General features: G+C 58.2%; 6 protein-coding genes. 2 read left to right on the top strand and 4 right to left on the bottom strand.

What is annotated here, in order from left to right; genetic code table 11:
• Positions 1-46: 46 nt before the first annotated feature.
• Positions 47-535: an IS630 family transposase gene (locus VMA09_03480; protein HUA32640.1), complete on the bottom strand. Its 489-nt coding sequence runs from the start codon at positions 533-535 to the stop codon at positions 47-49.
• A 591-nt stretch (positions 536-1,126) separates the two neighbouring features.
• Between VMA09_03480 and VMA09_03475 the strand changes: the two genes are divergently transcribed.
• On the top strand, positions 1,127-1,408 hold the full coding sequence (locus VMA09_03475) for a DUF4242 domain-containing protein (GenBank protein ID HUA32639.1): 282 nt from the start codon (positions 1,127-1,129) through the stop codon (positions 1,406-1,408).
• Positions 1,409-1,458: 50 nt separating this feature from the next.
• Here the strand turns inward: VMA09_03475 and VMA09_03470 are convergent, their stop codons facing one another.
• The 3 genes from VMA09_03470 to VMA09_03460 all read right to left on the bottom strand — a co-directional run bounded on the left by VMA09_03470 (position 1,459) and on the right by VMA09_03460 (position 12,184).
• A complete protein-coding gene (locus VMA09_03470) occupies positions 1,459-5,109 on the bottom strand; it encodes an adenylate/guanylate cyclase domain-containing protein (GenBank protein HUA32638.1) in 3,651 nt (1,216 codons plus the stop codon).
• A 356-nt stretch (positions 5,110-5,465) separates the two neighbouring features.
• Positions 5,466-8,585 carry an adenylate/guanylate cyclase domain-containing protein gene (locus tag VMA09_03465; GenBank protein ID HUA32637.1) on the bottom strand — a complete coding sequence of 1,040 codons (3,120 nt, stop codon included), beginning with the start codon at positions 8,583-8,585 and terminating at the stop codon, positions 5,466-5,468.
• Positions 8,586-8,833: 248 nt separating this feature from the next.
• Positions 8,834-12,184 (bottom strand): AAA family ATPase, encoded by a 3,351-nt coding sequence (locus tag VMA09_03460; protein HUA32636.1) that lies wholly within the window; start codon positions 12,182-12,184, stop codon positions 8,834-8,836.
• A gap of 317 nt (positions 12,185-12,501) precedes the next feature.
• Here VMA09_03460 and VMA09_03455 point away from each other — a divergent pair.
• Positions 12,502-12,837, top strand: a 336-nt coding sequence (locus VMA09_03455) for a hypothetical protein (GenBank protein HUA32635.1), incomplete at its 3' end; no start/stop codon positions are given.

The following is a 12,837-nucleotide window of genomic DNA, read 5'->3' as shown; positions in this document are numbered from 1 at the left end:
GTTTGCCCGCGCGGCGCCCAGGTGCGCACCCGATGGGGCCGCTCGCTCAGTCCGCTTTCGTCGATGAAGAGGATCGTGCGGTCCTCGCGGAGCGCTTTTTTTTGAGCTGGGGCCAGCGCACCTTCTTCCACCGCTGGATAGCTTGCTCGTCGCGCTCACGCGCCCGCCCCGTTGGCCGCTGGCAGCTCCAGTTGAGCTTGCGCAGGATGCGCCACACCTGCGAGGCGTCGTACCGCACGCCATGTTGCTGCTCGATCAGCTTGCCCACCCGCGCCAGCGTCCATAGCCCACTCAGATAGCCGAATTGCTCGGGGCCTTGCTTGAGACACTGTTCCAGCTGCACCATATCGGCTTCGTTCAGCTTGGGCGGCCGGCCCGCCCGCTGTGCCCGGTGCAAACCGGCGCGGCCTTCTACCTTTAACGCCTTGGCCCAGCGGTTCACCGACTGGCGATGCACGCCCAGCCGCCGCGCCACTTCGGCCTCGGCTAAGCCCTGCTCCAGCAGCCGTGCCGCCTGCAATCGCCGCCGTTCCAAGGCCACCCGATCCCGCCGCATCCCTCGTGGAAATCCCATCCACCTAGACTAGCTTATGTCACTATATTATTCAAGTATCAATAATGCCGAAGCTGATGTTCTAGCGATCGTGGTTAACGCAAATAAACGACACCAAACCTAACGCCTTTTACCATAGCAATCTCGGTGTCCGATCATACGATTTGCTCTGCCAGCGCGCCGGCCGAACGGCGTTGTCAACGGTGACATCGATTTCTATGTTTCCTGCGCCAGAGAATTCGGCGGGTCTCCGAAAAAGCCAGCGAATTGTCGTAGCTTTCGTCAACGAGCGGAAGATTTCTAGTACTTTCTGTATGCTCTCTACCCTCTCGACCACCTCCGCACTTAAACTACATTTATGTTTTTCTAAACACGGGAAGCAGCTCGATTGAGCTTGGGTGGGTAGGGTACCCTCCCAATCGAGCGAGGGCCGAATGTCAATTGTCGTGAAACGCGGATATTGTAGGAAAGGCCGGCGTCGATTGCGAAGCGCCGCAGCTTAACATATGCCTAAGGAGGCGCCATTGGTCGCTAATCGGGCTACGTTAACTGCGTTACCGGGGAGAAAAATATATGCCGCCACTTTACATGATCGAACGGAATTTTGCAGAACAAATTCAGCCTACTCCGGAGATAAGTGCCGCAATCAAGCAGGTCAATGGCGAGGTGGGTATCAATTGGCTTTTCTCATTTCTTAGTGCCGACAAGCGTAAAACCTATTGTCTATACGAGGCTGAGAACCCGGAGGCGATTCGCGAAGCGGCGCGACGACTTAATATCCCGGCTGACGCGATTATTGAGGTCGGTGAAATACCCGCTGATTTGCCAGTGACCAAATGGTCCGTGCTCCGCTGAATTCGTGGTGCTCGACGATAAAGCCAGCCTGAGAACTGGTGGGGTGGATCTTAGGGTGCACCATTGGTGATACGTTGCTCAAGGGCCACCATCCCGAGTTCACGCGCGGTAGCTAGTGCGTCCTCGATCAGAGCTCCAGCCTTCGCGCTATCTCCCGGCTGATCGCGTGAGAGAAGCATCCTGGCAAATTGATATTGCGTATGCGCAAGCCACGGCCGCGCAGCCATCCGCTGGTTCATGGTCAAAGCATCGTCGAAGTGCTGCTCGGCCTCATCCCAGCGCCCCATGAGAGTAGCCAGGGCACCAAGAAATCGCGATGCTGACCCAAGACAAGCCGAGCCGACACTGATCAAAATATTGACCTGTTGATATGGGCGCATCATTTCATAGAGCGTCAGCGCGCTCGATTTGTCGCCCAGAAATACGCAGACATCTGCGAGGTATGTCATCGCTATAAGCCAATTGCCGTCCTGGGGTAGGTCAGAGAAATCACGCTGCGCGAGCTGATCGAATTCTGCGGCCGCTTCCTCAGTGCGTCCCAGTTCCGCATAAATAAGCGCAAGTCCTGGACGCCAGGCGTGCGCTCCTTCGGGTGTCCGAATGAAATAGCGCAATAGCGGTTCCACTTCACGCAAGCGGCCCTGTTCTCGGCGCAACGTAAACATCTGCGTTCCAAAAATACCTGCCGCGTTTTCAACTTCGAGCGCTTGTCCTATGGCGAGCGCTTCCTGGGCGAAACGCTCAAAATCGGCGAACCGGCCCTCAAGCGACGCTTCGCAGGCATGGAAATGGTTGACCAGACACATCAGGAATGGTTCGCGCCTATCCTCCACCCAGCGGTTGTAGCGGCCTAGATCTTCTCTGGCCGCCTCAATATTAGCCAATTGCAGCGCCGAATACAGACGCCACCAAAGCGCGAAGCCCATGGCAACCTGACGGTCCAAAAGGCCTCCGATGCCAGCCTTGGGATCAGTTATACTGGATGACTCAACCATTTCATTTGCGTAGGCAAGCCGCCGCCGGGCATCCAGAGGCGATTGCAGCGCGAAACAGACTCCATCGAGAATCATCGGTAATAGCTGCTCTTCCCCTAACCTTCGTGCCATAGCCGCAGCCTGCTGGCCGTATTCCAGAGCCCGCTGGTTCGCGCCTACGGATGGCAACACGTTCGCCAAAGCACCGAGCATAGCGGCTTTGAGAGGACTATCTTGGGATCCAAGTTTCGCCAGCGTGTCCTCGAACCAACGTATTGTGCTTGGTGGGGCAACTAGGCCGAACTGTAAACCCACCAGAGAAAACTGAAATGCGGCCCGCGCAATGATATCCGCGGATGCTAGGGTTCGTGCCGCCGTCGTTACAAGCAGTAACGTCTCCTGGGCTTTCACCGGTTGTCCACCTCTTCTTTGCGCCTCTCCTACGGCGAGCAGGAGCGTGCATCGCAGCTCTCCATTTTCCTGTTCCTGGGTATCCGTGATGAGGCCGTCGGTTTGAGGCGGCAGTAAACTCAATGCTCGTATAAACTGGTTGATTGATTCTTGGAAGGCACAGCGCTCGAGAGCTAGCTCTCCTGCCTTCTGCCAGTAAGGTACAGCCGCTTCTGACAATCCAGCCTGGGTATAGTGGTGTGCGACCAATTCTGGCTGCACCTTAGCCAAGTCAGCAAATTCTTCCTTGAGCGCTTGGGCAATGCGTGAATGAACCTGCTGGCGCTTACTTTTTAGTAACGATTCGTATGCGGCGTCGCGGATCAGGGCATGCTTGAACAGAAACTGTGCCTGTGGCATCACCCCGCGCCGGTAGAGCACCTCTGCTTCCACTAGCCTCCCCAGCGCTCTTTGCAAGCTCGCCTCATCCTTGGACCCAATTAATCGCAGTAGCTCATACGGGAAATCACGCCCGATGGTGGCTGCGAGCTGCGCCACCTCTCGCGCGTCCCCCAGGCGATCCAGTCTTGCGGTTAGCGAGTCTTGCAGTGTGGACGGGATCGCCAGGGGCGGGAGCGGCCCGCTTAAATCGTAATGACCATCCCGTTCGCGAAGAAGACCCGATTCCACCACCATCCTGGTTAGCTCTTCGACGAATAACGGGACGCCATCCGTCTTGGCGATGATCTGTTCGAGCACCTGGCCCGGCAGCAGCTTCCCACCTGTAACGTTTTGCACCATTCTCTCGGTCTGTGAACGCGGCAGCCGGTTGAGGGTTATGCTCGCGAAATGTGATCGGCTAGACCAAGGCGGCGAGAACTCAGGACGGCACGTTAGAACCAATAGCAGACGGGCCGTCGGGACCTGTTCAATGAGATGACCCAGCAATTCGAGGGTGGAAGGATCTGCCCAGTGGAGATCCTCGAATACCAGGGCCAGCCCGGTGCGTTCTGCGATGGTCAACAGCCAGGACTGGACGGCAAAATAGGTCTTTTCCTTTTGTGCCTCGAGCGTCAACGTGAGTCGCGGATACGTTTCAGGTACTGGCAGCGTCAAGAGGGGCGCGATCAACGACACATTTTCCGCTGGTGGCAGGCCATATTGCTCTAAGCCCTCGACTAGTTTGGCCAATTTTTGCACTGGCCCATCGAGAGGCTCGAATCTCAACAGGCGCTGTAACAAATCGATAACTGGATATAGCGCACTGTTCTGATGGTAGGGAGAACAGTGACATTCGAGCCAGCAGCGGTCAGGCTCCTTCGCGACTTCCTCCTTAAAGGCCTGCAACAGGCGCGACTTTCCAACACCCGGTTCACCGCTTACAAGAACAATCTGTCCCTCGTGATTCGGGGCGCGTTCCCAACGCTCCTTCAGGATTGCGCACTCGCTGTCTCTCCCGACCATCGGCGCCAGGCCAGTCTGGATCGCCACATCGAAGCGATTATGGGCCTCGCTCTCCCGTAATACTCGATAAGCTTGGACGGGATTGGTGAAACCCTTCAGAGAACGCGCTCCGAGAGACTCGCAGTCGAACAGGCCACGGATCAACTGATAAGTGGCGGCGCTGATCACGACCGAGTCAGGATCCGCGATTTCCTGGAGCCGGGCTGCGGCGTTAGGAGTATCGCCCACTATCGCCGACTGCTCGCGAAAATCACCGCCGCCCATCTCGCCGACCACGACAAGCCCTGTGTGGATGGCGACGCGCACACGGAGCGAGGCGAGCGAAGTCTCACCCCGTTGCAAATTGAAGGAACGCATCGCGGCGACGATCCCGAGGCCGGCGTGCACTGCCCGCTGCGCATCGTCTTCATGGGCGTGCGGATAGCCAAAATAAGCCAGCACTCCGTCGCCGAGATATTTTGCGATGTAACCCTCGAAACGGCTGATCACAGCGATACAATTCTGCTGGTACGCTCGAACCAAATCGCGAAGTTCTTCGGGATCAAATTGTTCGGAGAGCGCCGTAGAGCCTACCAGGTCACAGAACATCACCGTCAGTTGTCGTCGCTCACCATCATTGGAGCCGCTCGGCAGGGTGGAGGGGGTTGACGCTGCAGCGGCCTTCGGCTCTGGCGGCGATGGTTGCGAACCGTTCCAGACCAGCACTGTACCGTTTTCGTCGATCGCCAGTTGCTTTGCGTCAATTAACTCGCTCTTTAGGTCTTCTAGATATTCGTCGTCAAGTAAGAACCGACGCTTCAGAGCGCGATAGGAAATGCGCTTCTCGCGCTGGAGCAGCTCCAGCACCTGCGCCAAAACCTCATCGAACGTCATCAGTGGTTCCTCTGAAATTACCCGAGCGAGTTCGAGCGGTGGTGGACTCGTATAACTAGCGTCGGGGCGCAGCGGCTAGCCACATTGCAGTGTAGAAGCTTCCGTCCCGTCATTACTCCCTTAGGTACAGACACTTGTACTCATTAAAGCAAGACTCTAGAAATTGATACAGAGCATAATCGCTTCAACCGACTTGATCCCGCGCTGACTATATCGAGGCTACGTGCTGAGACAATGATCGCTAGTGAATGTTTCTAGAGCTTCCCCATCACCCTGCTCTTTCCCACTTCTCGGCACGCTCCGCACGTAAAGGAGCTTATGTGCTATAAAATGAGCGGATCGAAGGAGAGGGCGGACTATCCAGCCAGTTGAGCGAGGAGCTCCTTAGCATCCTTGAGATCGGCGGTATCGAAGCCCTCAGTAAACCAATTGTAGATTTCCGCAAGCATCGTGTGCGCTTCGTCGCGACGGCCCTGCTTGTCCAGCAGACAGGCGAGTCTCATTGTGGCCCGCAATTGCAATATCTTCGCACTCTGCCTGCGTGCGACCGCTATTGCTCGCTCAAAGTAACTTTGCGCTTCCGCCGTGTTGGAGCCGTTCTGCAAAAGCAACAACTCGCCTTTTAGTCGAAGCGTTTCAGCCTCAAGAGAGCGTCCTTCAAGTGTCTCTGCGGCGGCCGTCGCTTCCCTTAAGGTGCGTTGTCTTTCATCGAGAGACTCAATCCGCGTGCAAGCATCCACGAATAAATTGAGAACGTATGTCAGCACCAGGGGAGAAGCTCCGGTTGTGCGGAGACCCACGAGAACCTCGTGTATCTGGCTAACCCCCTCATTGCAGCGTCCCTGCTGGGCCAGCGCCCAGCCGCGCTGGGCAATCACCAAAGGCAGAACTTCGGTTAGCCCGTGCCTGGTACTGAGTGCGATCACCATCTCCGCATTCTCTACGACTGCGAGTGTTTCCCTCCGATATTGCCGCACACTACCGATAGCACCGGCGGCAAATGCGAGACCGACCGGATTTGACGTCCTATGAGCTATCGCGAAGGCCTCGTTGCTGCACGCGAGAGCCTGATCGAGGTATCCGAGTTCGGTCAGAGTGAGGGCTAAGTAGGACAGGCTATGCACTCCCACATCAAACCCATATAGGAAGGCTAGCTGTCGATGTAGCTGCGGCTCATAGCCGGCGATCGCTGTTTCGAAATGTTTCCGGGCGGGAAGGAACTCTCCCATCCAGAACGAAGTAAATCCCCGTGCGTATTGTGCATACATCAATAACGCTCGATCGGCCGTGACCTGCGCTAGCCGCAAAAGCTGATCGGCGATCACAAAGGCTTGCGATAACTCTTCTCGCAGAGCGTGCACGGCCCACAACCCCAGCAGGGCGGGAAAAACCTCGGGAGGATCGCCCAACCGCTCGCACAGTTCCCGCGCACGGTTATAGGCACGCTCCACTTCGAGTCCAGCCCATCCTCCTTTTGTAACAACTAAGGCTGGCCCCGCTGCCAATTGAAGGACCAATTCACGCTGAACTCGTTGCGGGCTATCGGGCAACTTATGAAGCAGATCGATCGCCTCCGTGAGGCGATCTATCGCCTCGGTATAAGCCGAGCGTTGGAACGCCTGCTGGCCCGCCCGCCCGAGGTATTCGACCGCCTTTTCGAGGTTGTCGCTGCGGCTGTAATGATGCGCGAGTTCGTCCAGATGGTCATCCAACTGATCGGCCAAGATAGACTCCAGCGCGAGACCGGCGCGATCATGCAGGAGTTTGCGGCGCTCGACCAAAAGCGCGTTATATGCGACCTCCTGCGTCAGGGCATGCTTGAAGATGTATTCCGTATCGCCCGCCGCGGGCTGCTCGTATATGAACTCAGCCATCTGCAACTGACCAAGCATCCGGTGCAGGTCGTCTGTAGGCTTGAGCGTGACCTGTCGCACCAGGGCGATCGGAAATTCCCGTCCAAGCACTGCCAGGGTCTTCAGCAACTCCTTTTCATCGGAGGGTAGGCGGTCGACACGCGCGGCCAGCACGGCCTGCACCGTGGTGGGGACTTTTGCCGCATTCACTGGCTTCGCGAGCGTCACCGAACCGTTGCGCTGCAGTACGCCGTCTTCGAAGAGTGACTGCACGATCTCCTCTATGAAAAACGGGTTGGCGCCGGTCCGTTCGATGATTAAACGTTTAAGAGGCAGCAAGTCGGAACCGGCACCTAGCAGCGCCGTGAGCATTTCGTCGGCGCTCTCAATGCCGAGCGGGTCAAGCCGCAACTGCGTATAGTAGGTCTTGCGATTCCATTGATGTGAGTATTCGGGGCGGTAATTCACCAACAGTAAGATCTTTGCAGTACCTAACGAGTCGGCGAGGAGGTTGAGAAACTCCTGGGTAGCTTCGTCGATCCAGTGGAGGTCTTCGAAGATCACCATCAGCGGCTGATTGAGGCTCTCGCGCAACACGATGCGTTTGATCGCCTCCAGCGTGCGGCGCTTCTTGATCGGCCCGTCCATCTGCGCGAGCGGATCGAGACCTTCAACGATGCCAAGTAGGCTGAACAGATAGGGCAGCGTTTCTTCCAGACTTCGATCGAGCATCGCGATCTTGCCGGCGACCTTCTCACGCCGCTTGCGCTCGTCATCAAGGGTCGAAATGTCGAAATAATTGCGGAGCAAATCGATCACTGGCAGGTAAGCGCTCGCTTTGCCGTGCGAAATCGAAAAAGTCTCCAGGACCATCCAGCCGAATTGGGAGGTCGCTTTAAACTCGTAGAACAGTCGCGACTTGCCAATTCCCGGCTCCGCCATCACCGCCACGATCTGTCCGCGCCCCGCCCGCGTCTGTTCCAGCGCGCGCTTGAGCGTTTCCATCTCGTGCTCACGGCCGACGAATCTTGTCAGCCCACGCCCGGCCGCTCGTTGTAAGCGCGTCCGCAACGGTCCCAATCCCATCACTTCATAGACATTGACCGGTTCGCTCAGACCCTTCACTCGCGTCGGACCAAGTGACTTCAGAATGAAGTAGCCTTCGCACAACCCGCGAGTCGCCTCCGTCACCGCGATCGAGCCGATTGGCGCCAAGGCCTGCATCCGTGATGCGAGATTCGCCGTATGGCCGATCGGCGTGTACTCGGTCTGTAACGCGCCCGTCTGGATCGAGCGCACCACCACTTCGCCGGTATTCGCCCCGACCCGCGCCTGCAGCGGCAGCCAGCCATCCTGCCGTATCCGATCAGAATAGCGCTTGAGTTCCTCCTGCATGCGCAGCGCCGCGAACAAGGCCCGCTGCGGATGGTCCTCATGGGCAACCGGCGCACCGAACAGCGCGAAGATTCCGTCGCCGGTCGATTGCACGACGTATCCGTCATAACGCTGGACTGCGTCGATCATCAGCTTCAATACTGGATCGATAATCGCGCGCGCCTCTTCGGGGTCGAGATCCTCCATCAACTCGGTCGATCCTTTGATGTCCGCGAACAGCGCCGTCACCGTCTTCCGCTCCCCCTCAAGGTTTTCGCTGGCGGTCGTGTCGGTTATCCGTATCGGACCGTTGTTCGATTTCTTTTGCGAAGCGGCCGTAGGCTGCGCAAGCGGAGAGGCGCATTCGCCACAGAAGTCCGCTCCGGGTTCGTTTGAAGCACCACATTGCGAACACAAACGCGCAAGTGGAGCGGCGCATTTCGCGCAGAACTTGCGGCCCTCCCGGTTGTCAGCCCCGCACTTCGAGCAACTCATTGTCACGCGCTCAACTCGTCGAGGAGAGCCTTGGCTTCCTTCAAGTCAGTGGTGTCGAAGCCTTCGGTGAACCAATTGTAGATAGCGGAGAGCATCGAATAGGCTTCGTCGCGGCGGATGGTGTCGCGAAGGAGTCGTGCCAGCGATATAGTTGCGGATAGTTCCAATGATTTCGCGCTCATCGATTTGGCGAGAGTGATCGCGCCGCGGAAGTCGGATTCGGCCAAGTCGAGATGGTTGAGCTTGAGCTGGATTTCGCCGCGACAATTCAGAGCGTTGGGACGGAAAACGACTTCCTCGGGGTTCGTTACAAGTGCTTTCTCGATCGTGCTTAACGCAATATCGACCTTGCCATCGAGTGCCTGTGCTTCGGCCAACTGCGTGAGGAAATCGGCGAGGCCTGTGCGTACTCCGATCTCGTCCAAGCCAGCCAGACTTTGATTGATCGTAGACACCCCTTCGCTCGCAAACCCTAGTTGCGCACGCGCCCAGCCCATTTCCAGGCGGGCATATTGCAGCACTTGGCCAAAACCATGCTCTTTGGACAAGGCTGCTGCTCGCGCAGCCGCAGCCTCGGCACGTCCAAATTCTTTTAGATACCCGAAGAACCGGCTCTCCACATATAGTGCGAGCGCGAGAGGATATGGATCATCGCTCTTGCTTCCAAGGTCGATCGCCCTGGCAACTCGGCTGCGGGCAGAATCGACATGACCCAAGAGCCAGGCACCAAAGCCAGCAAGCGCCCATGCACCCGCAAACCCTCCATAAAGTGGCTTTAACTCGTCTCCCGTAAGGTGAATGGAATAGCTGGCGAAATATTCCTCCGCCCCGAGGAGGTCTCCAGTGTAGAGGTGCACGCGGGCCTGAGCCAAGCGAGCAAGTCCAAGACTAGCGGGAGTGGCGTCGCGCTCGGCAAGAACCAATATTTCGTCCGCGATTGGAGCGGCGCTCTGGGGAGTGCCCGCGGCCATCACTGAGAGCCAGATCCAGAAGAGGTGTAAAATGAGTTGAGGCAGATTCCCGACCTTCTCGGCCAGAGTACATGCTTGCTCCATGGCCTCGCGAGTTTCAGGAGCACTGAGCCCTTTTGCATTTACCAACAGTTGCGTCATTGCCGCTAAGAGTCCTAGCTTCTGTGAGTCGTGCTCGGCGGCTTCCGGCAACTCTCCAGTTAACTCAATTGCCGCTTCATAATGACGCAGTGCTTCGTTGAAAGCGTTGCGAGATTTCGCTGCCTGGCTGGCTCGAATCCATGCTGCGATCGCGGGTTCAATTTGGCCGGCTTCGGTCCAGTGCTGGGCGAGGACTTCGGGTTGATTCTCTTTGAGAGTTGAAAACTGAGTATCGATAGTCTGCGCGACTAATCGATGCAGTTCCTTGCGGCGGCTTTTGAGCAAGGCTTCGTAAGCGGCGTCGCGAATCAACGCGTGTTTGAACTGATAGGTCGCGTCGGGCGCCAGTCCACGCACGTAGAGCAGTTCGGCATCGGTGAGAAGACGCAGGTGGCGTTGCAATTCATCGTGATCGTGCGTGGGGTGGATCGCATATAACAGCTCGTAGGAAAAGTCGCTGCCGAGTACAGCGCCAAGCTGAAGAGTTTCGCGGGCGGGGCCGAGCCGATCGAGGCGCGCAATCAGCGAGTCATGCAGGGTGGCGGGAATCTCGCGGCCAGTAGGACGGGCGTCGGCGCGTTCAAGCAGCGCACGCGTGAGTTCCTCAACAAACAGCGGGACGCCGCCGGTGCGGTCAACGACCGCTGACACAGTTTCGTCGGCGAGGGCCTTTTGCGCGGCAATCTGCGCAACGATGGTGCGGACGTCGCGGACGTTGAGACGGTTCAAGTTGATTTGGGCGTGATGCGACCGCAGCGGCCACGGGGAACGAAACTCGGGCCGCGCGGTGAATAACAAAAACAGAGGCACGGTGTTGCCCTGCTCGACGAGCAACTGAATCAGCTCGAGGGTCGAGGGATCGGCCCAGTGCAAATCTTCAATCGCGATGATCAGCGGCTGCGTGCGGGCGGTGGCGAGAATCCAGGCAACGAGCGTCGCGAGCAGGCGGCGGCGCTGCTGATCGGGCGGCAGCGACGATGGTGCGTACTCAGACGGCAACGCTAGGTTGAGGAGCGGGGCCAACAGCGGAATAGCAACAGCGGGGCTGATTCCCGCCTGCGTCAGGCCGGTAAGTAACTGCGCGATCGCCTCATCCGGAACCGTACTTACTGGCGTGGGAGTAGGTTCGCTGTCGCGCTTGCTGGTGATGGTGGGGTCGCGAAGATAATCGTCGAGGCGATTGAAGCTCTGCACCCACACCAACTGGCGCAATATCTCAGTCACCGGATAAAAGGGCGTGTGCTGGAAGAAGGCGCCGGCGGCCGCGTCGATCCAGCTGTGCGGTGCGCCGCTAAGGGTCTCGCGGAAGCGATGGAGTAGGCGCGACTTGCCGATGCCGGCCTCGCCAATGATCAGGGCGACTTGACCCTCGCCCTCGCGAGCGCGTTCCCAGCGGCTGGTCAGGAGCCGGAGTTCATCGTCGCGGCCAACGAACGGCGTCAGACCGCGGGCTGCAGCGGCAGCTTCGAGGCGTCCGCGGGCGCCGCTCGGACGGACAATACGGTAGAGCGGCAGTGGTTCGGCGATACCCTTGAGCGTTTGGGTGCCGCGATCCTCGGTGATGAAGAGGCCGGAAATCAGACGATGGGTTGCAGCCGTGACGAAGACGGAATCGGATTCGGCGGCGGACTGCACGCGAGCGGCGACATTGGGCACGTCACCAAAGACGTCGGCGCCTGGTCCAGCTCCGGCTCCGACCACCACCGGGCCGGAGTCGATACCGATGCGGGCGGCGAGTCGCGGATGAGCTGAAGATTCATTGAGCACGGCGAGCGCGTCGAGAAGTGCGAGTCCCGACCTCGCGGCGCGTTCGGCGTCGTTGTCGTGGGCTTCGGGGTAACCGAAGAAAGCCATCACGCCGTCGCCCAGATACTTAGCGACATGGCCACCGAACCGGGTGATCGCCTCGGCGGCGGTGCGATGGTAAGCGCCCACGGCGGAACGCCAATCCTCAGGATCCAGTTGCGAGGCCAGCGCGGTTGAATCGACCAAATCGCAGAACAGTACCGTCAGATGCCGCCGCTCACCGATTGACTGCGTGGCTTCGACTAACGCGGATGCTTCGGCTCCCTCTGCGGCAACAGGTTGTTGTATAAGCGATGCGCCGCAGTCCCCGCAAAACTTCTTGTCGTATGGATTCTCAGCACCACATTGCGGACAACATAGCGCGAATGCAGCGCCGCAATCGCCACAGAAGCGCTTGCCATCTGGATTGTCAGCCCCGCATCGCCCGCAGCGCATTTTGCTGACTCCGCCGTCCTACTTGCTCGAAGTCTTAGCAGCTAAAAGATAACGGTTCCATCTTGTATGGCTCGCCTGCCGTCTGTTTCCGCAAGAACCAAAACGCTCGATTAATAGTCTCGTTTCGCGAGGTCCAATGCCCGTCCTGCGATCGTATTTATCGTGATACTTCCGGCCGTGAGCGGCTGCTGCCCTTAGTCATCGTTGAGCGATCATTCGCAATGCGAGTAATGGGGCTTAATTTGGAATTGCAATTGAACCGGCGCGTCGGCGTGGAGTTCGCTCCATAGTTTCATCACTACTCCAGGCACCCAGTGATGAAGGCAGCGCCACCGATGCACGCGTATGTGGCAGCGGATGCACAGGGTGATCAGTGCTTCATCCTCGTTATCTTTGCTCCGATGATGAACCACCAGGCGGGATCTGACGCCACATCCTTGGCAGCAGAAGCGATCGCGCCTGACGACGCGCTCGCGCCGGCCGCCGAAAAAGCGCAGGGAATGTTGGCGCCGGTCGTAACAGGCACGGCAGCAGCCCAGCCGTTTCAGCTGGACATGTTTGCCACAGGGGCAGAGCAAGGCGAGCTGGCCCGCCCTTCTCCACTCTTCGAGAAGCTCCAGGCTTTCCATCGGCTGCTAGCGAAGGACGGTTGC

Source organism: Candidatus Binataceae bacterium (assembly GCA_035508495.1).
Classification (GTDB): Bacteria; Desulfobacterota; Binatia; order Binatales; family Binataceae; genus JASHPB01.
The sequence above is the reverse complement of the archived record's forward strand: the minus strand, read 5'-3'. Positions and strand labels throughout refer to the sequence as shown.

Excerpts from the sequence above, each read along its gene's own strand:
- VMA09_03460 (HUA32636.1), bottom strand. The coding sequence starts at position 12,184 with ATGCGCTGCGGGCGATGCGGGGCTGACAATCCAGATGGCAAGCGCTTC.
- VMA09_03470 (HUA32638.1), bottom strand. The coding sequence starts at position 5,109 with ATGACGTTCGATGAGGTTTTGGCGCAGGTGCTGGAGCTGCTCCAGCGC.
- VMA09_03475 (HUA32639.1), top strand. The coding sequence starts at position 1,127 with ATGCCGCCACTTTACATGATCGAACGGAATTTTGCAGAACAAATTCAG.